The sequence below is a fragment of the Bacteroidota bacterium genome, assembly GCA_008933805.1.
GTDB lineage: Bacteria > Bacteroidota > Bacteroidia > UBA8524 > UBA8524 > SB11.
Window position 1 is genome coordinate 365416 of record WBUH01000001.1, and the last position, 19816, is coordinate 385231.

16 protein-coding genes are annotated in these 19816 nt (G+C 40.8%); 9 read left to right on the plus strand and 7 right to left on the minus strand.

Going from position 1 to position 19816, the window contains the following annotated elements:
• Window positions 1-2 precede the first annotated feature (2 nt).
• On the minus strand, window positions 3-1862 hold the full coding sequence (locus F9K23_01700) for a DUF349 domain-containing protein (GenBank protein KAB2918881.1): 1860 nt from the start codon (window positions 1860-1862) through the stop codon (window positions 3-5).
• 237 nt (window positions 1863-2099) lie between these two features.
• Here F9K23_01700 and F9K23_01705 point away from each other — a divergent pair, with 237 nt between their 5' ends.
• From F9K23_01705 to F9K23_01715, 3 genes are all read left to right on the plus strand, one after another.
• Complete coding sequence (locus tag F9K23_01705) at window positions 2100-2915, plus strand: hydroxymethylglutaryl-CoA lyase (GenBank protein KAB2918976.1); 816 nt, start codon at window positions 2100-2102, stop codon at window positions 2913-2915.
• Between the two features lie 102 nt (window positions 2916-3017).
• On the plus strand, window positions 3018-4358 hold the full coding sequence (locus F9K23_01710; GenBank protein ID KAB2918882.1) for a beta-lactamase family protein: 1341 nt from the start codon (window positions 3018-3020) through the stop codon (window positions 4356-4358).
• A 164-nt stretch (window positions 4359-4522) separates the two neighbouring features.
• Window positions 4523-5572, plus strand: coding sequence for a T9SS type A sorting domain-containing protein (locus F9K23_01715; protein KAB2918883.1), 1050 nt, complete (start codon window positions 4523-4525; stop codon window positions 5570-5572).
• A 73-nt stretch (window positions 5573-5645) separates the two neighbouring features.
• Here the strand turns inward: F9K23_01715 and F9K23_01720 are convergent, their stop codons facing one another.
• Window positions 5646-6677, minus strand: coding sequence for a T9SS type A sorting domain-containing protein (locus F9K23_01720; GenBank protein KAB2918884.1), 1032 nt, complete (start codon window positions 6675-6677; stop codon window positions 5646-5648).
• Window positions 6678-6811: 134 nt separating this feature from the next.
• Between F9K23_01720 and F9K23_01725 the strand changes: the two genes are divergently transcribed.
• The gene (locus tag F9K23_01725; GenBank protein ID KAB2918885.1) at window positions 6812-8923 is read left to right on the plus strand and encodes a T9SS type B sorting domain-containing protein; all 2112 of its coding nucleotides are present in this window, start codon (window positions 6812-6814) and stop codon (window positions 8921-8923) included.
• On the opposite strand, the gene F9K23_01730 is transcribed toward F9K23_01725, so the two are convergent.
• The 3 genes from F9K23_01730 to F9K23_01740 all read right to left on the minus strand — a co-directional run bounded on the left by F9K23_01730 (window position 8913) and on the right by F9K23_01740 (window position 11867).
• Window positions 8913-10466 (minus strand): Rne/Rng family ribonuclease, encoded by a 1554-nt coding sequence (locus tag F9K23_01730; GenBank protein ID KAB2918886.1) that lies wholly within the window; start codon window positions 10464-10466, stop codon window positions 8913-8915. The genes F9K23_01725 and F9K23_01730 overlap by 11 nt on opposite strands.
• 177 nt (window positions 10467-10643) lie before the next feature.
• The gene (locus F9K23_01735; GenBank protein KAB2918887.1) at window positions 10644-11477 is read right to left on the minus strand and encodes a hypothetical protein; all 834 of its coding nucleotides are present in this window, start codon (window positions 11475-11477) and stop codon (window positions 10644-10646) included.
• A 78-nt stretch (window positions 11478-11555) separates the two neighbouring features.
• Window positions 11556-11867, minus strand: coding sequence for an integration host factor subunit beta (locus F9K23_01740; GenBank protein KAB2918888.1), 312 nt, complete (start codon window positions 11865-11867; stop codon window positions 11556-11558).
• Between the two features lie 150 nt (window positions 11868-12017).
• On the opposite strand from F9K23_01740, the gene mutY reads away from it, so the two are divergent.
• From mutY to F9K23_01760, 4 genes are all read left to right on the plus strand, one after another.
• Window positions 12018-13088: an A/G-specific adenine glycosylase gene (mutY, locus tag F9K23_01745; protein ID KAB2918889.1), complete on the plus strand. Its 1071-nt coding sequence runs from the start codon at window positions 12018-12020 to the stop codon at window positions 13086-13088.
• Between the two features lie 21 nt (window positions 13089-13109).
• Entirely contained in the window at window positions 13110-13592 is a 483-nt protein-coding gene (ssb, locus tag F9K23_01750) for a single-stranded DNA-binding protein (protein KAB2918890.1), read from the plus strand.
• Window positions 13593-13653: 61 nt separating this feature from the next.
• Entirely contained in the window at window positions 13654-14991 is a 1338-nt protein-coding gene (gldE, locus tag F9K23_01755; GenBank protein ID KAB2918977.1) for a gliding motility-associated protein GldE, read from the plus strand.
• A 44-nt stretch (window positions 14992-15035) separates the two neighbouring features.
• The gene (locus tag F9K23_01760) at window positions 15036-15614 is read left to right on the plus strand and encodes a gliding motility lipoprotein GldD (GenBank protein ID KAB2918891.1); all 579 of its coding nucleotides are present in this window, start codon (window positions 15036-15038) and stop codon (window positions 15612-15614) included.
• 65 nt (window positions 15615-15679) lie between these two features.
• On the opposite strand, the gene F9K23_01765 is transcribed toward F9K23_01760, so the two are convergent.
• Both F9K23_01765 and F9K23_01770 read right to left on the minus strand, forming a co-directional pair.
• Complete coding sequence (locus F9K23_01765) at window positions 15680-16714, minus strand: T9SS type A sorting domain-containing protein (GenBank protein ID KAB2918892.1); 1035 nt, start codon at window positions 16712-16714, stop codon at window positions 15680-15682.
• A gap of 86 nt (window positions 16715-16800) precedes the next feature.
• Window positions 16801-18387, minus strand: coding sequence for a trypsin-like serine protease (locus tag F9K23_01770; GenBank protein KAB2918893.1), 1587 nt, complete (start codon window positions 18385-18387; stop codon window positions 16801-16803).
• 401 nt (window positions 18388-18788) lie between these two features.
• Here F9K23_01770 and F9K23_01775 point away from each other — a divergent pair, with 401 nt between their 5' ends.
• Entirely contained in the window at window positions 18789-19799 is a 1011-nt protein-coding gene (locus tag F9K23_01775; protein KAB2918894.1) for a type 2 isopentenyl-diphosphate Delta-isomerase, read from the plus strand.
• The last annotated feature ends 17 nt before the right edge of the window (window positions 19800-19816 follow it).

Sequence of the window (19816 nt, forward strand, 5' to 3'; positions counted from 1 at the left end):
CCTTAGGCAAGCGAGCGGATTACTTTCAACTCGCGCTCAAGGCGTGCAAGTTGTCCGCTGGCTTTATTTATCTTCTCCTCAATTTGCTTCACAAACGGGTTGCTGCTGCCTTTGGTATTCCCTTGGCGGAAGAACCCGATGTTGTTTTCAAGCGTTTCAATATCGCCGCGCAAAAACTTAATTTTTTCGCGCACCCTGCGCTCTTCGTTTTTAAGCTTGGTGTTTGCATCAGGCATTCTCGAAAGTTCTTCGTAATGCTCTTTCAGCCTTGCTTCGCTCATTTCTTCAGGGTTGCGTTTCAGCTTCTTGTACAGCTTATCCATCGCATCGCTAAAGCGGGCTTGGATGTCTTTTTTACTGTCAAAAGGTACAAAGCCAACTTCGCCCCACTCTTTTTGTATTTGGCGGGCTTGTGCAAAAGCAGCCTCAGTATCGGCTTCGCTTTGTAGCAAACCTTCAAGCTGGGTAAGCAATTCGGTTTTCTTTTGCAAGTTACCTTGTTGCTCCTCTTTTTGGCCTTTAAAGTGTTCTTCTTTGCGGTTAAAGAAGTTATCGCAGGCAGCACGGAAACGTTTCCATATTGCGTCCGATACCTTTTCAGGTGCGGGACCTATTTTGCGCCATTCCTCCTGCATTTTTTTCAGTTGGTTGGCAGCACCTTGCCAGTCTTCGCTTTCTTTTAGTGCTTCAGCACGTTCGCAAATAGCGGTTTTCTTAGCAAGATTTTCAGTTTTCTCAGCATTAAGCTTACGGAAAAACGCATTCTTATCATTAAAGAATCCGTTGCGTAAATCGCGGAAACGCGCCCAAATACTGTCGTTTTGTTCGCGGGGAACTTTACCAATCTTACGCCACTCATCAAACAAGTCGTTTACTTGTTTGGTCATTTCAATCCACTCTTTTGGTTTAGCAGGAGTAGTGCTCACCAACAGTTCCAGTTTTTCACAAATGGCTGTTTTCAGTTGCAGGTTTTGCTCGCGCACCTCTTGCAACTTGGCTATCTCACCTTTTTTCTGCTCGTATACAAGGTCTGATGCCTCTTTAAATCGTTTCCAAATTTCTTCGGCAAACTCTTTAGGCACAGGTCCTATGTTCTTCCACTCTTCGTGTAATTTGTTCAGCAGTATCAAAGCCTTTTTAATCGACTTTTCTTCCTGCAACTCACCTACCTTTTTGCAAAGCTCAATCTTGTTCTCAAGGTTTTTCTTACGGTCAAGTTCTTTCAACTCATTGTTGATAGAAACATTGTCGTAAAATTTATCAAGATAAAAACGGTAGCTGTCCCACAACTCTTGCACAAACTCCTGAGGCACTACGCGTATTTTTTTCCATTCGCGTTGAAGTTCTTTTACCTCTTCAAGGCTATTGGCTGTTTCGTCGCTTTCAGTAAGATGTTTTAGTTTCTCAAGTATGGTGCGTTTAGCAGCAAGGTTTTTAGTTTTTTCCTGTTCTGCTTTTTCGCGTTCTTGGGCACGGCGGCGTTGCAAAGCTTTATAAGCTTCAAAAAACTTCTCCTTTAGTCCGTCGCCCTTATATTCAAAACTATCCTTGTCGTTGCCTTCTTCAATAAAGGCGGCAAGGGCAGCATTATACTCGTCGGCAAAAATATTATCAAGCAGTGGACGAATGTTGCGCATTATTTCACCCGCATCTTTCAAATCTTCTTGTGCAGCGGCTTTTATGGCAAGTTCTACCAATTCTTCCTTACCTAAAGTGCCGTAGTCAACAGTATCGTCATCATGGTCGGTACTAATTTCATAAGTAAGGTTTTCCTGCACCGGCTCATCGCCTAAATCCTCGTGGGTATCGGCAACTTCTAGGTTTATCCTGTCCAGTTCTTCCTGTGGGTTCAGAGTCTCCATTATAATGGGTTGATAATTCTTAATGTTTGTTTTCTTTTTTCTGGTTTTAAAAAAGGATAGCAAAGTTACTAAAAAACCTAATGGAGCAACGAAAAATTAAGTGTTGGCACTATTATTATATATAAATAGCAGGTGTATTTTTGTGCACCGCTAAATTTTAGTAGGTTTGGTGGGTAAGTAAATTTTGTGTAAACTTTTGATAATAAGGTGAAAATAATCGAATGTCCGCGCGACGCAATGCAGGGTTTCAGCCATTTTATACCCACGGATAAAAAGATAGAATATATAAACGGCTTACTGCGTGTGGGCTTTGATACACTTGACTTTGGCAGTTTTGTGTCACCCAAAATCATTCCGCAGATGCGGGATACCGAAACGGTACTTCAAAACCTTGATCTTAGTGCAACCAATACTAAGTTGCTGGCCATTGTAGCCAATAATCAAGGTGCAGAGACAGCCGTTAGTCACAGTGCGGTAAATTATTTGGGCTTTCCCTTTTCTATTTCTGAGACTTTTCAGGTGAGAAATACCAATAGTACCATTGCTCAATCGTTTGAGAATGTGAAGTATATTCACTCGTTGTGCAAGGATAACGGTAAGGAGTTGGTAATATACATTAGCATGGGCTTTGGAAACCATTACGGCGACCCTTGGAACACTGACGTAGTTGACGAATGGGTGGACAAGATGGCAGGGTTAGACATTAAGACCATTTCATTATCAGATACGGTTGGGGTGGCAAATCCTGAAACTATTTCGTATCTGTTCGGGCATCTTATTAAAAAATACCCAAACATTGAGTTTGGTGCACATTTACATACCCGACAAGATAACTGGCACGAGAAAGTGCAAGCCGCCTGGGGCAATGGTTGTCGCCGTTTCGACGGGGCTATTAAAGGTTTTGGCGGCTGCCCGATGGCCGATGATGATTTGGTAGGTAATATGCCAACGGAGTTTCTGATACAGTTTATGCAGGAGAACAACGTTGAAACCGGCCTTGATATCGCAGCGTTTGAAAAAAGTATGCTGCTTTCAACTACAGTGTTTATTTAATCTCAAAGTTTCTTTCTAACGGCTTCTTACAGCCGTTTATGGATTATTTTTTTCCGTGATGAGAAGGCGGGGTAATTTTACTTCACTAATCCTTCATTCACGATGAAAAAACTGATACCCGCTTTATTGCTGTTGTTAGTTGCCTCTATAGGTAGCTCGCAATCTATTAATATTCAGAAATTAGACAGCCTTTTCACTGCCCTTGAGGCAAACAACAAAATGATGGCCAGTGCCGTGGTTTATAAAAACGGCAAGGTGTTGTATGCAAAGGCAATAGGGTATAAAAAGATAGATGATAAACAAAAGCTGCCGGCTGATATTGCTACTAAATACCGCATAGGGTCTATCACAAAAATGTTTACGGCCACAATGATTTTTCAGTTGGTGGATGAGGGGAAGTTAACCCTTGATACCAAGTTGGATAAGTTTTACGTTAATGTGCCGAGTGCGGATAAAATTACCATCGGTCAATTATTAAGCCACCACAGCGGACTGCACAACTTTACAGACGACGCAACCTATGGGCAGTATCATACCCAAAAGAAAACACAGGCAGAAATACTTGACATAATCTACAAACTGCCGATGGATTTTACCCCCGGCTCCCGTGCCGCATACAGCAATACCAACTATGTGCTGTTGGGGTACATTATTGAAAACCTGACAGGGAAAACCTATGCCGAGGAACTTACAACCCGTATTTGTGCAAAAGCAGGACTAACCAATACCTACTACGGGGGAGCAATCGATATTAAAAACAACGAAGCTTCTTCGTACAGTTTTAACGGACAAGATTGGGAGGAAGAAGCCGAAACGGATATGAGTATACCGCACGGGGCAGGAGCTATTGTGAGCACCCCTACTGATTTGAGCAAGTTTGCCGAGGCTTTATTCCAAGGCAAATTAATAAGTAGCACGTCATTAGAAGAGATGAAAAAGCAAGACGGCGGTTATGGAATGGGGTGTTTTACTTTCCCGTTTGGTCAACGCACGTCGTATGGACACACGGGCGGTATAGATGCATTTAGCTCAATGTTGGGGTATTTCCCAAGCGATAGCCTTTCAGCAGCTATAACCATTAACGGTCCTAACTACTCAATGAACGATGTAATGATTGCCTTGTTGAGCGTAGCATTTGGGAAACCTTACGAAGTACCGCCAATAGGCAAAGTTGCCCTTACTCCTGAAAAACTTACCGCGTATGAGGGATTGTATGCGGCTGAAAATTTCCCCCTAAAGATTACCATAAAAGCAGTGAGCGGTGCATTAACGGCACAGGCAACAGGGCAGGGGGCATTTCCGTTGGATGCAAATTCTGAAACCACTTTTACCTTTAGTGCAGCAGGAATAAGAATGGATTTTATTATTGAAGAGGGTGGCGAGATAAACAAGTTTAACTTTAGCCAAGGCGGGGGTAAATACTTGTTTGAGAAACTTAAGTAGGCGTTAAAGATTTGAGGGGTGTAATAATTTTAAAGAGCAAGTATACGATGATGGTAATGATGTAGTTTCAATACCTGCATTGGTATAATCGTAGGTGTGATAGGGGTTATATCTTACAACTCCGTTATTAAGCCCCGCGTTAGGAGAGTAAACTAATTTTAGAAATGAAAAGAACATTTACTTTTTTAACAACAATGGGTATTGCTTTGTTGTTTGTGTTACCCCTTTCTGCGCAAAAAAAGCAGATGAGCTATTATACCGAACAATTTAAGGACGGTAAGTTTATACCTAAAGATACAGGGATATATACTTATGACAACAATGGCAGGCTTGCCACAGAAACCACCCAAAATTTCGATGAATCTAAAGCTGCTTGGGTAAACTATTCCAAAGCGGAGTTTTTTTATAACTCAAACGGAGACAGGGACTACTATGATTGGAATCTACACGATGGTACGCAATGGTATCCGTTTTTACGTTATTCATACCAATATGATCAGGATAAGAAATTAAAAACCGTTTATGATTTGCGTTATTTTAATGGAAATTGGAGGAATAACTCAAAAGAAGAATACGTTTACACTACAGATGGCAAACAAGATACCGTTACCAATTACAATCTTGATACGTTAGGTAATGCCACACCTTTCTATCGTAGTTATTACAGCTACAATGCAAAGGGGAATGTTCATACCACTATATACGAGCTTTGGAACAAAACCTCTTCATCCTGGAGTTTGTTCCAAAGATATACCTACCAATACGATAGTCTTGATAGGGAACGCTTACTTGAAATTGATTTGTATATGAATTCAAAGTGGGTGAAGTCGTATAACTATACATACATTTATGGAAGCGATGGTTTATTGCGACAGTGGGTGCGATTTGATCATGATCCGGGCAGAGTAATTCAAATAGGGCATATTATTTATGAGTTTGATGGCCCGCTTTCAGCAAAGGCGATTGGGCAAACACCTGTGAATGTGTTCCCCAATCCGGCTACCTCTAATGTAACATTTACTTGGGAAGGTGCAGGGAATAACACCATTGAAGTGTTTGATATCACAGGGAAACCGGTATGGGTAGGCAACAACATAGAGGGTAACTCAGTAACTCTTAACACCACTGAATTAACCAACGGCATATATGTGTACACTCTAAACAATATCGCCAACGGTACGCGTGGCACAGGCCGTTTGGTAATCAATAAATAACCCTCTTCATAGCTAAATAAAAATACCCCGTACTTTAACTAAGCACGGGGTATTTTTATTGTTAGGGGTAAACTTACTTTACAATGTTGATACGTTGCGTACCAATTGCAAGCTCGCCACTCCAAATACGTACCATATAAATGCCGGCAGGAAGTTCTGATGTAGAAACTCCGTTACCTGCTGTATATGGGGTAGATAGCACCGATTTACCGGTTATATCAAGTATTTCAACGGTGGTAATTTCAGCATCGTTGTTATTGTTCACAAAAAACCTGTCGCTGGCAGGGTTAGGATAAACGCTGATATTGTTTAAATCATTTTCCTGAACCGAAGTAGTGCTGTTAGGATAAAAAGCAACCGATTTAGATACTGATGTAGAACCCAAAAATGGTTCTGTAATTTCATTATAGCTGATGTTTAACAAAGGCAGTCTGTAGTCGTTAGAATAGTAACTGTAGGTAGTAAAGAAGTACTTATACTCAAAAGCATCACCTAAAAAATCGAAAGAATCTTTATAGTCTTGTACGGTTTTCACACGCAGCACATTCGTAAAAGTACCGTTGGGCAAAGTAAGAGTTCCGTAACCGTCGGCAGTACTTGTTGTATATCCTTTTCTAAAGGTTTCAATGCCTTGTGAGTTTTCGCCTGAACCTTCAAAATAATCAGTAAAAGTTGAGTTATAAGTAAAAGGATAGCTCATAACCAGTTGACTGTTTGTGTAAACATACTGTACATCAGGAGTCGCTACACCTAACAACTCATACGAGTTATTTGTCGTCTTTATGTATGTGTAACCGGTACTGCCTTGTGTGCTTTGGGCAGCGTAAGCAAGGTTTGCGCCTTGATACTGTGAAGCATAAGGAGTAGTGCTTGCCAATACGTAAGTGTACGATACGGCTTGGCCTACTTGTGAAAGGTTGCTGAAATTGTAAGTTTGGTTGGCACCCGCAGCGCTTTCTTTAACTCCGTTAGTGTCAGCAGCGGCTTGTGTACCGATTGTACCGTTAATGGGGTTAAAATTTGACGTGATTGTGGGTTGAGCAATAGCGGGGATGCTTAAAATGGCACACATAATGCCGGATAAAAGAGTAGTTAATTTTGTCATTAGTCAATAAAAATATGAGGCGGCAAAGGTATTTTGATAAAATTGGAATGAGTAATTTATACGAGTTTTTTCGATGAAGTAGCGGTGTTTAGAAGATTAGCTGTTTACAAGTTGCATTTTAATAATTGAGTTATATGTGGTCACAATTAAAGGAATTAATTGCAGTCTCTTTGTGTGTCATGCTAACCCCGTTTATTAGTTTCGGGCAAAATGGTTTCTTAACTGTTTTAGATAATAACGGTCAACCTTACGCAGGGAAATACCAACTAAGTGTTGCATTGCCCAGCGGAACCACGTTTGTTACTTTCCCGCAAAAAGGTCAGGGTTCAGCTCTTGATGTAGCTTTTATGAGTTTTGATAAGCACCATAAAAAGCAAATTAGTACCAGCTTTTCATCCAATGATGAGAAATTACCCTTTGGTATTTCAATACACAAAAATACAGTGGTGATATGCGGTCGGGCAAAAAATGTAAACGGTCGGGATGGCCTTTTTCTGCTAAAGACAGATACTTTGGGCAATATGCTTTGGTACAAAACCTATGGAAACAATCAGCAATTGGTGCCTCGCTGTGTTGCCATTGACGATAACGGTAATATTGCTGTAGGGGGTACCTACAACCCTTGGGAGTATAGCGGGGAGTTACACAGGGCATTCATATTACTTTTAAACTCAAATGGTCAACAAACAACCTTTAGCGCAATCAATACCAACAGAAATTATCCTCACTTTACCTCAGTAATTGCAGTGCAAGGGGGAGGTTTTATGTTTTGCGGGCAGTTGGGACATGTTTGGGACTATTTTGCTGCCATGGTTGCTAAAGTATCAGCTACAGGAGTTATTGAGTGGGTGCAGTCGTACCGTATGGAATTACCGAGCAATGTATACAGCCTTACATCGGGAACGGCTGATAGAAGCACCACAAATGCTTGGGCTATGACACAGATTAATGCCAATAAATTTGCTTTGTCTGGCTATTGCAGCGACCATAACCAGTATGGAAACGGGCATTCCTATTTTGACGGTTTCACCCTATTAATTGATAACAATGGTAATCCATTAAAGGCAAAGAGATATAGCAACAGCGGCGAAAGTAGTTTTTACCATCCTGAGTATTTAAAAGACGGAACAATAACAGTTTCAGGCTTCACTTCGGGAGGGAAAACTGCGTATTTATTATTGTTGGACACAGGGCTTAACCGTATTAACGAAGCTGCCTATAAAATGTCGGCCAACCAGGGTAATGCCTTTTATACAGCCAATAAGACCGATGCAGGTAAGTATTTAGTAACAGGGGCAATGCAAAGCGGAACAATGCAATTGCCTGTGCTAGTATCGATGGATTTTACGAATAAAGGATGCGATACCGTTTCAGCACCAATAAGCATCATAGATATACCAATAGCCGGAATACCTGTAACCTATACCGTTGATGGTATAATCACTGAGTTTCCCGCAGCGGTATCGTCCTCTTGTTTTTGTGATAATACTGCGCCAAGATGCGGCAATGTTGAGAATGTTACAATAGGAGTATCTTTTACTGTTAAAATGAAGTCGTGCAACAGCGCAACGGTATACATCGACCGCTCAAGCATAAACACAAAATGCAGTTACACAACCGCCTTAATTGTTGATGGTGATACTATTAATGCTGATTCAGTAACTATTACCCAAAGCGGGTCAGTAGTTTCAGCAATAGTTAAAATGGGTAATTGTGTTTTCAGTTCAAAGGATAGCACCATTACACTATCTGCAATAAGTAATAATTTTTTGGGTTCCGATTTAAAGTGTATTGAGTTTAGGAATTGGCAATTAGATGCCGCAATAGATGGGGACACTTATCAATGGTCTACCGGAGAAACTACGCGTAAAATTGTTGTTGATTCAAGCGGTGTTTATTGGGTGAAGGTGAAATTAGGCGATTGTGAGTTTATTGATAGTGTTTTTATAGGCTTGTATAATAGTACCGAAAGCTACTTATACATTCCCACAGCGTTTACACCAAACGGCGACGGAGTTAACGATTACTTTTATATCACTGAAAGCGGGATAGGGAAGTTTAATTGCCTGTTATTTGACCGTTGGGGTGAAATATTATTTAAAACCGAAGACAAAAATTTTTCTTGGGGAGGAGTATATAGCGGTAAACCATTGCCGTTGGGCGAGTATTACTACATCATCGATTATACTTATACATGCGGCAACATACAGCCCACACGTAAAGGGGGAGTAACACTTATAAGATAATCTCTTCACCAACAGAACTGTCGATGAAATGGTACTCACCAAAGTGGTAAGTATTGTCTAGCTCAATTTTTACCCAACGTTTGTATTGCATAAACCATTTTTGGCGTATTGAGGGGAAACCGCTTTTTAGGTAGGAAGCAATATATGGGTGCGTAGAGATGGTAACGTTTTTGATGTTTACGTTTTTAAACAAATACGCTAGTTTTTGTTCAATCTCGTCAGTAATCACAATACTTGGTCCTGCTTGTCCGGTGCCTTTACACATTGGGCAGGTTTCAAGCGTTTCAATATTCATTTCGGGGCGTACACGCTGGCGGGTAATCTGTATCAAGCCAAATTTGCTCATCGGCAAAATATTGTGTCGTGCGCGGTCGCTCTTCATCTCCTCTTTCAACTTCTCATACACAATACGTTTATTGCCTTGGGTCTTTTGGTCTATAAAGTCCACCACAATAATACCGCCCATATCACGCAGGCGTAATTGGCGTGCTATCTCAGCAGCAGCCTCAAGGTTCACCTTCAGTGCGTTCTCCTCTTGGTTGTTATCATTATCGCTCTTACTGCCGCTGTTCACATCAATTACGTGCAAAGCTTCAGTGTGTTCGATAATTAAATAACTACCTCCCTGAAACGATACTGTTTTGCCGAACGAAAGTTTAATTTGCTTATCAACCCCGTACTGCTCAAAAACAGGAGTTTTACCGGTATGCAGTTTCACAATCTTCTCCATATCAGGAGAAATTTGTCCCACATAACGTTTAACCTCATCATACACCTTCTGATTGTTTACTACCACATTGGTAAAACTCTCGTTTAGCAAATCGCGCAACAACGATGAGGTTTTATCCATTTCGCCCAGTATCCTGAACGGTGGAGAAGCTTTGTGAAGGTTTTTTGTGATTTCGTCCCAGCGGCTTGTGAGTTCAAGCAAATCTTTGTGAAGCTCAGCAGCCGAAGCATCTTCGGCCACAGTACGTATAATAACGCCAAAACCTTGCGGCTTTATGCTAGCTGCAAGGTTTTTAAGGCGCGAACGTTCTTCGAACGATTTAATCTTTTTAGATACGGATATTTGGTTACTAAACGGAACCAATACCATATAACGGCCAGCCAGCGAAATTTCCGAACTGATGCGCGGCCCTTTAGTACTTATAGGCTCTTTTACCACTTGCACAAGCACGTGGTTACCCTTTTGAAAAACCTCAGTGATTTTTCCTGATTTTACAATATCCTTCTCGGTCTTAAAGGTGGTTAAATCACCCGTACGGATGCCGCCCTGTTGCGCAAATTTCACAAACTTGTTCAGCGACCGTATTTGAGGTCCCAAATCAAGGTAGTGCAAAAACGCATCTTTCTCATACCCAACGTTCACAAACGTTGCGTTAAGGCCCGGCATTATTTTTTTGATTTGCCCAAGATAGATATCACCAACTGAGAATTGACCGCCACCGTTTTCTTGGTGTAGTTCAACCAGTTTTTTATCCTTGAGCAAAGCAATTAGTAATCCCGAGTCAGTGGCATTTACAATTAGTTCATTAGCCAAAGTGCCGGAGTGTTATTGCTTCTCAGCTATTTATAAAGAAAATAGAAGGGAAAAGCTAAAACAGCTTATTTCTTTTTATGCCTGTTTTTTCTAAGCCTTTTTTTGCGTTTGTGGGTGGCTATCTTATGACGTTTTCTTTTTTTACCGCTTGGCATAATTGTAAAATCTTTTAGTTACTTACTTTTTTAATTCTTTTATTATCTGTTCAATCCCTTCTTTGCTTGCAGCATTCGTAGAGTGAACTTTAGCTTGCTCGTAGTTAAAAATGGCCGCTTGAGTATTACCTATTTTTTGCTGAACTTCAGCTAGATAGAAATAAAACTCGCCATTTGAGGGCTGCAAAGATACTAATTTCTCAAAACTATGCAACGCTTTGGGCAATTGTCCTGACTCAATTTGCAAAACCCCTAATACAAAATTGGCTCTAATGTGGTTGCTATCAGCAGCCAACACTTCTTTTAACATAGGTATTGCTTGCATCACCATATTTCGGTCGGTAACCGTACACATGGCCACACCTACCTTTGCATCAAGGTTACTGGGGTTTTGTTTAAGTGCCTTTTTGAAACCATCGGCAGCACGTTTTAAGAAAAACGCTGAGGCAGAACTATCCGCAACCACCGTTGCGTGCTCGTAATACCGCTGCGAGGCATTCATAAGGTTAAACTCTGATGGGCTACGCTCATACATTTGGGTATAATAGTAACCGGCTACATCAAAACGTTCAACCGAATCCCAAAACTTTACCAAAGTACGGCACGCGTCAAACGCAACTACCGTATCGGTATTTTTTGCACGTTGCCCTTGTTCATTTACAAAAGCACGTTCAATATCTGTTAGTTTTTTAGTGGCTTGGGAAATTATATCCGCAAAGTCTGCATTAAATTTAGTACTTGCTTGGTGCGGAGTGAGAGTTTTCTCAGAAGTGTTAAATCCCTTATATGCAAGAAATGCTACAATAGCAGCACAGCATATAAAAAGTAAACCTGCAACAATGTGTTTTTCTTTCAATCTCTTTTTGTTTAAGTTAAAAAGGACTGCAAAGTAACAATAGTTGCAGGTTACAACAAAACTTTAGCCTAAGCTAAATTAAGCGTTTTCAGGAAGCATGGTTTTTACTGCTTCGCTTTTCTTTACTTTATCTACAAAAGTTTTAGCTGGTTTAAACTTGGGAACATAATGCTCATCAATTACGATGGCAGTGTTCTTTGAGATGTTACGGGCAACTTTTTTAGCCCTTTTCTTTAAAACAAAACTTCCAAAACCTCTGAAATAAACATTTTTACCTTCTACCATCGATGTTTTCATCACTTTGAAGAAAGTTTCAACGGTTTGTTGTACCTCGGCTTTGCCGATTCCGGTCTTGTTTACGATTTCGTTGATTACTTCTGCTTTCGTCATACACTTTACGATTTAATCTGTCTTACTTGTTTCAAAACGCCCTTAAGCGGGTGCAAATTTAACGCTTTTGATAACTAACTACTTATAACATTGTTAAATTTCCACTTTAAAACGCTAAATCATTAATATTGTTTTGTGGGAAAATAAAAAATGGGGTTTAGTGATGAAATAATGAGCTGGTATGCTCAAAACCAGCGTCAATTGCCTTGGAGAGGCTCTAATGACGCATATCGCATTTGGCTGTCAGAAATCATCTTGCAGCAAACAAGGGTGGCGCAAGGCTTACCCTATTACCAAAAGTTTGTGGATAAATATCCCGACATTGTAGCGTTTGCAAACGCCCCCGAAGACGAAATATTGAAACTTTGGCAAGGGTTGGGTTACTACAGTCGTGCCCGAAACATGCACGCTGCCGCCAAAACAGTGGCTTCTGAATACGGAGGAAAGTTTCCCCCAAGCTATGCTGAGATTTTAAAACTGAAAGGAGTGGGCAAATACACGGCAGCGGCCATTGCTTCCATTGCTTTTAATGAACCTGTTGCTGTTGTTGACGGGAACGTGTATCGCGTGCTTGCTCGTTATTTTGGTATTGATGAGCCTATTGATGGCGCTAAGGGTCAAAAGTTGTTTTTTGAATTGGCTAACCAACTGATTGATACCAATTACCCTGCTATTTACAATCAAGCGGTGATGGAGTTTGGGGCACTGTATTGCAAGCCTCAAAACCCAGATTGCGGCAACTGCATTTTTGCAACTACTTGTAAAGCCTTTAAAGACAAAACCGTCTCCCAGCTACCCGTTAAGGCAAAAAAGACGGCGGTTAAGACACGGTACTTCAACTACTTGTTCATTGATAAGGAGGGGAGTACCTATCTGCAAAAGCGAACCAATAAAGATATTTGGCTAAACTTGTTTGAGTTTCCTTTGATTGAAACCCAAGCTGCTTTGGCGGATAAAAATGTACTGTTAGAACATTCTGATTTTGAAAAAATTATCAACGGTCAGGCGGTTAAATTTATCCGTAAAAGTTACCACACAGTGCATAAACTCTCGCATCGTGATATCGATGCTGTGTTTTGGCACATTGGGGTTGAGCCTCTTTTTTTGATAAATAATTCACTTATCTTTGAGGTTGGTTTAGGTACTTTGCATCAATACGGAGTATCTAAATTGACGGAGCGTTTTATCTCCGAATACATTGAAAAAGAAACAAGTAAGTAAACTTGATAAGAGTAGAATAAAATGTCAGTAAACAAAGTAATTTTAGTAGGGAATGTGGGCAAAGACCCCGAAGTGAAGTATTTGGATGGTAACAAAGCCGTTGCCCGTATAACTATAGCTACAAACGAATCATACAGGGATAGAAACGGTCAGTTGGTTGAACAAACCGAATGGCATAATGTAGAGTTGTGGGACGATTTGGCCCGCCTTGCCGAGAAATATGTGAAAAAAGGCAAGATGCTTTATATAGAAGGTAAAATACGTACTAATAAGTGGGTAGATAAAGACTCTAACCAAGAACGTCAAAGCAAATATATACGTGCAAACGCTATGACTTTCTTAGGCGGTGGTACCGGCGGTGGCGGCGAAGAAGGATCAGGCTCTTCTTACAACAAAGGCGGGAATACAGGTAATTACAGCAATAACAGCGGTGCTCCAACGCAGCAATATGATAATGTTCCTGCTGCACCGGAACCTATGCCCGACGACGATTTGCCGTTTTAATTAAAATCATACCTACGTGGATATTCCTTCCGAACGAACACAGTTCTTATCAATTATCATAATGCAGGTGTTGCGCCCTGATGTTGACGGCGCAGCATTGGCAAGCATCATAATAGCCCTTGTAGCTATTGCTTTTTTGCTGTGTTGCTCTGCACTGTTTTCTGCATCAGAAAATGCTTTCTTTTCATTATCACCCCAAACCATTGATGAGTTTAGGGAAATGAAGAGCAAGCCCTTTGATACCATCGTGTTTTTTATGGACCACCATAAAAAACTGCTGGCTACCATACTTATTGCTAACAATTTTGTGAACGTAGGTATTGTACTAATCTCATCCATCATTTTTGAGTTGGCGTTCGATTTTTCGCAATACCATTTGCTTGGCTTCTTTGTGCAGGTAGTATTAGTAACCTTCCTGCTGTTGATTTTTGGTGAAATTATGCCCAAAATCTATGCACTGTCAAACAGTCTTAAAATAGCCAAAATAATGGCGGGGCCGTTGTTTTTCCTTAGCCATAGCTTTCCGTTAAAATACTTTGTACGCTGGTTAGAGCATTCATCTACCATAATAGATAAGCGCATTACCAAAAAGGGGCATATGCTTTCAGTAGAAGAACTCAACCATGCCATTGATATCACCACTGACGATAAGAGCAGTGTGGAAGAAAAGGGGATACTGAAAAGTATTGTAAACTTTGGTAATACATCCGTGAAGCAGATAATGAAGCCCCGCATGGATGTGGTGGCTTTTGAAAATACCTTAACGTTTACCGAGTTGATGAAAAAGGTGAACGAGTGGGGGTATTCGCGTGTTCCTATTTATGAAGACAACTTTGATAAAGTAATAGGTATATTAAGTATCAAAGATCTTTTGCCACACCTGAACGAAGGGGATGAATACAACTGGCAACCTTTATTGCGCAAGCCCTTTTTTGTACCTGAAACCAAGAAAATCGATGATTTGCTGAAAGATTTTAAGGAAAAACGGATGCACATGGCTGTGGTGGTGGATGAGTACGGCGGTACATCAGGCGTGGTAACGATGGAGGATGTGATGGAGGAAATATTTGGTGAGATAAACGATGAGTTTGATGTTGAGGAAACCAACTACAGCAAGCTGGACGACAGTACCTTTGTTTTTGAAGGAAAGGTGCAGCTAAACGATATGTGCCGCTTGATGGATATTGATACTGATACGTTTGACGATGTGAAAGGTGATGCCGATACATTAGCCGGTTTGTTGCTAGAGATAGCTGGAAAAATACCCAATATTGGGGCTAAATTAGAGTACGAAAACTTCAGGTTTTTGATAGAATCGGCAGATAAACGTAAAATAAAACGTGTGAAGGTTAAAGTAGTTGATACCCGACAAACCATGCCCATTCTTCCCATCGATTAAGTAAAGCCATACTACTATATCCCAAATTCCGTTAAACTTGTACCATGCGTTATAAAACCATTATTGCTTTGTGTTTAGTGGCAGTTTTTGCTGCCTGCAAACAAGATTATACCCCAAAACGCAAAGGATATTTCCGTATTGATTTACCCGAGAAGCAGTATGTCCAATACAACAGCAACTGCCCGTTTACCTTTGAATACCCAACGTATGCTGGTGTTTTTGCTGATTCAAGTTCAAATACAGAGCCTTGCTGGTTAAATGTTCGCTACCCGCAATTTAATGCGGTGCTGCATCTTACCTATAAAGATTTTAACGGTAATAACGAAAAGCTGGCTGAGTTGGAAGAACAAAGCCGTAAATATGCCTACGAGCATACCATAAAAGCGCAAGACATTACTCCCATGCTGGTGGATGATACTGCCCGCAGTATGTATATCACCACTTTTAGTTTAGAGGGTGAAACGGCCACTTCCTTCCGTTTTTATGCTACCGATAACAAGCGCCACTATCTTGATGGGGCGTTTTATTTTAACCACCGCACCAATGTTGATTCTATTGCACCCGTGCAAGAGTTTATTATGAAAGACATTGAGCGGATGCTTGAAACCCTTAACTGGAAATAAAAAACCTTCTGAAACCGTTTGCACGATTATCAGAAGGCGATACACTTCAACTATTGGTATGTGTTTTATCGGTTGCCTATTATGAATTTCTCGTTAATAGTTAGTCCGTCTTTCGTGTAGTGGATATAGTAAATACCGGTGTTTAGGCTTTCAACGTCAACAGTAGCATTTTCTGTTAGTGTTTCCCCTGTGCTTATCAGTTTTCCGGTAATATCTGTAATGGTATAAATACCTGCGTAGGGCAATGTAACGGTTGTTTGTGCCGGATTTGGATAAACTCCTTTCAAGCTACTTGTATTAACATCTTGTATACCTGTTGTATTGGTAGTAAACGTAAAATACCTGCCGTTTTCAGGCAACTCTGATAAAGAGGGAATATCATTAAATCCTGTTGGATTTACTATTGTAAATCGTTGGGGCACACCAAAAAAGTACATAGCGTTATCAAAAACGCCAAACTGTGCATTGAGGGTAGAAAACAACCCTACATGGTTGCCCAAAGTACCGCTGATACTTCTTGGGCCGTATGAATAAGTAATACTCTTATCACTTTCGTTTAGCCATAATTGCAGGTTAATGTACTCAGAGTCGTGATGGTTTTCAATTCCCATATTATTCCATTCCACTTTCAGAATACCGTTGCCTTGCGTTCCCTCATATTTATATAACATTGCTGAGTTGTTTTTTAATCGAAATCCAGCATTAGAACCTTCCAATAAAAGAACATGGTAAATAACGGTATGGCTTTGCGAAGGGCTGGTATATGCCGCCAAATATCCGTCAAAAGCTACATAAGCTCCCAAACTGTTACCCCCCGCTTTAAAGTTGGCTTCGTGGTCAAAGGTTTTAAATGCCAAATTGTAACTAAAGTATCGTCCGCCGCCTTGGGCATCATCTAATGTAATAGGAGTACCGTTGGTGAGTGGGACATAAGTGCCTAAGCCGGTTTTTATACCGTAGAAGCTTTGTCCAAATAGCGAGGCCGTGCTTAAAAGTAGAATAACTGCATAAAGTGTAAATTTTAGTTTCATAATTTTTATTGTTTGTAATCTCACAAACGATAAATAGGGTAGGGTCGACTTACAGTTTATACTAACCATAGGTATTTATTATACCAACCAATAAAAAACCCTGCCTTTTGGGGCAGGGTTCAATATTGTAGGTACGGAAACCGTTTAGTCAGATATTAATACCAAAGAGTGTTTTGGCTGATTTCTTGGCTACCGCTCAAGTCAAACATAATCGACATTGGTTCCCATGATTCAGGATTGTCTTGGTCCATCACAAACAAGTGGATGTTTCCAGATTCACCTGTTAAGCGAAGGGCAGCACCCAAGTCGCTTAATTTTTTCACACGGTATTTTGAAGTGTAGTTGGTATAAGCAACACCCGCGCTAAGAATTTGGTAGGTAGTACCGTCTTCAAAATCGCTGATTTGTTTAATGCCGCCTTTAGCAACATTACCTTTTGTGCTGCGGGTGCCTAATGAAGCAACTGGCTCGCTTTGAGAAGTGCTGCGCACTGCTACGCTACCGTCGTCGTTTTTCATTAGTTTGTATTGGCCGCTGGCTTCTAATACATAGGTAGCCAATTGCTCAAGGTTACGGGTAGTGATTTCAGTGGTTTTGATTTCAACCGTTTCTTGACCAGCTGCTGTAATGATTACCATTTTAACAGTTTCGCCCGGACGAACTTTTTCAAATTCACCAAATACTTCGTTGTTGCTACGAACAGTTACTCCGTTTACAGAGTAGATTTGAGCACCTACTTTGTTGGCAAGAACTGAAGCAGCAGGTGAACCCGGGATTACGTTTTTAACCAAAGGAAGAGTATCAGACAATATCCAAGGGCTACCGCCAAACCAGCTCATCCATTCAGCATATTCAAACGATTGGGTAACTTCAACACCTACATAAGCGCGGCGTACCAAACCATTGTTAGTGATAACATCGTTTAACAAACGCTCGCAAATCTCATGCTCAAGAGCAAAGTTGATTTGTGGCTGCCATAGGGGATCGCCACCACGGGGAGCAAAAGCAATTTGTGAGTTAATACCAACTACCTCTCCTTTGATGTTTACCAAAGGACCACCGCTATTACCCCAAATAACAGTTGCAGTGCTTTGCAAGAAACCGAATTTACCGGTCATACCGTTACGTACACGGTTTTTAGCACTAACGATACCGTCGGTTACGGTATAAGGATATTCGCCCAAAGGGTTACCGATAGCAAATACTTTATCACCGATGCGGGGAGATTTTGCTGCAAACTTAATGGCCGAAATTTCTTTTCCGGGAGGGGTGATGAATTCTAGTACAGCGAAATCAAAATAGGTATCGCCGCCTACAATTTTCACTTCATACTTGGTGCGGTCAATACTGAACACATACAAAGCATTTTCTTCTTCCGAAGCATTCTCTACCACGTGTGCATTGGTAATTACATACTTCTTGCCGTTCTTTTCAACCACAAAGCCTGAGCCTGAGATTTGAGAGCTACCCAAATCAAGTAGTTTTTCGTAAGCTTTTTGAGCATTGGTTTTGTTAGTTCTGTAACCAAGCGCTTTTTTTGCTTCATCGGTTTTGTAAACGGCAACAGTAACTACTGAGCCGATGGCTTTATCAAGCATATCAGCATCATTTTGTGCATTTACTTTAGTAAAAGTAAAAGTGAACGCTACTAATAATGCCATCATTTTAATGGCCATAGTGCGCACAGGGTTAAAATTGGTTTTCTGTTCCATAGGTTTAGGAGTTTGAGCTATTAGGTTCATTTTAGTACAATATTAGTTTTTCAATTTTTTACTTACATGGTTTTATTCAACAGTTAACAAAAAAGTAAATGCCTGCTCATAAATAAACTTGAAATATCAGTATTTGCAGGCGGTTACGTGCAGTTAATTTATATCAATTATAAATTGATGTTGCGATAATGTAATAACCCATAGGGATAGCATTGTTATTTTAATAAAGTATTTATCAGTCTCAAGCACCTTTGGTAGAGCGGCCTCATACTACTTTTGGTTGGCTTGGTAACTAAAAATATACGCTCGGGTTTATATCCTATACCCAATGAACAAAAAATAATAATCATTACACTACCTTTGCCGCAGCGTTTGGTAATGCAAACCTTTTCATGCTAAAACGGTTATTACCACTATAACTTAAATAGTTTTTGGAACAAGAACTTACATCGGCACGCAAGAAGGCCCACATTGATTTGGCCTTTCAATCACAGGTATCGCAAATACAATCCGACCAACGGTTTTATTATGAGCCGTTATTGGCCGCACATCCTGAAAACATCTCGTTAAAAACAAGTTTTGGAGGCAGGGAACTGGGTGCGCCTATTTGGGTTTCGAGCATGACTGGCGGTACCGGGTTGGCGGGAACCATCAACCATAATCTGGCACAGGCTTGTAATAAATACGGCATGGGCATGGGGTTGGGCAGTTGCCGTATTATTTTAGACAGTAACCAATACCTCGGTGATTTTGCACTGAGGCATATTATAGGGGATAACCTGCCTTTTTATGCCAATTTGGGGATTGCCCAAGTGGAAGAATTATTTGACGCAGGCAGTCAGCGTAAAATTGCCGAATTGGTAAGCAAGCTGGATGCCGACGGGTTGATTATACATATAAACCCTATGCAAGAATGGTTGCAGCCAGAAGGCGACCGTATTAAATACTCACCGCTTGAAACCATTAAGCGGGTGCTGGATGCTTTTGATATTAAGCTGATAGTAAAAGAAGTAGGGCAGGGGATGGGACCGGAGAGTTTGAAAGCCTTATTTTCATTACCAATAGAAGCGGTAGAGTTTGCAGCACTGGGTGGCACTAATTTTGCCAAGCTGGAGATGATTCGCGGCAACGGAGAGAGCTTAGAGCAGTACGAGCAACTTGCCTACATTGGTCATAGTGCCGAAGAAATGGTAGGGTTTACAAATACTGTACAGCAAGAGTTAGGAAGCAAAGCCTTGTGCAAGCAAGTGATAATATCGGGCGGGGTAAAAGGATTTTTAGACGGGCATTACCTGCTTAATAAGATTACTTGCCCGGCAATTTACGGCCAAGCCTCATCGTTTTTGAAACACGCCGCCTCTTCGTACGAAGAGCTGGATTATTTTATAGAGAAGCAGTTGCAAGGCCTTGCGCTTGCAAATGCATATTTAAAGGTGAAGTGAAATACAGATTGACAGAT

Excerpts from the sequence above, each read along its gene's own strand:
- gldE (KAB2918977.1), top strand. The coding sequence starts at position 13,654 with ATGCAGGTGTTGCGCCCTGATGTTGACGGCGCAGCATTGGCAAGCATC.
- F9K23_01770 (KAB2918893.1), bottom strand. The coding sequence starts at position 18,387 with ATGAACCTAATAGCTCAAACTCCTAAACCTATGGAACAGAAAACCAAT.
- F9K23_01715 (KAB2918883.1), top strand. The coding sequence starts at position 4,523 with ATGAAAAGAACATTTACTTTTTTAACAACAATGGGTATTGCTTTGTTG.
- F9K23_01710 (KAB2918882.1), top strand. The coding sequence starts at position 3,018 with ATGAAAAAACTGATACCCGCTTTATTGCTGTTGTTAGTTGCCTCTATA.
- F9K23_01705 (KAB2918976.1), top strand. The coding sequence starts at position 2,100 with ATGCAGGGTTTCAGCCATTTTATACCCACGGATAAAAAGATAGAATAT.
- F9K23_01740 (KAB2918888.1), bottom strand. The coding sequence starts at position 11,867 with ATGACGAAAGCAGAAGTAATCAACGAAATCGTAAACAAGACCGGAATC.
- F9K23_01700 (KAB2918881.1), bottom strand. The coding sequence starts at position 1,862 with ATGGAGACTCTGAACCCACAGGAAGAACTGGACAGGATAAACCTAGAA.
- mutY (KAB2918889.1), top strand. The coding sequence starts at position 12,018 with ATGGGGTTTAGTGATGAAATAATGAGCTGGTATGCTCAAAACCAGCGT.
- F9K23_01720 (KAB2918884.1), bottom strand. The coding sequence starts at position 6,677 with ATGACAAAATTAACTACTCTTTTATCCGGCATTATGTGTGCCATTTTA.
- F9K23_01725 (KAB2918885.1), top strand. The coding sequence starts at position 6,812 with ATGTGGTCACAATTAAAGGAATTAATTGCAGTCTCTTTGTGTGTCATG.
- ssb (KAB2918890.1), top strand. The coding sequence starts at position 13,110 with ATGTCAGTAAACAAAGTAATTTTAGTAGGGAATGTGGGCAAAGACCCC.
- F9K23_01760 (KAB2918891.1), top strand. The coding sequence starts at position 15,036 with ATGCGTTATAAAACCATTATTGCTTTGTGTTTAGTGGCAGTTTTTGCT.
- F9K23_01765 (KAB2918892.1), bottom strand. The coding sequence starts at position 16,714 with ATGGTTAGTATAAACTGTAAGTCGACCCTACCCTATTTATCGTTTGTG.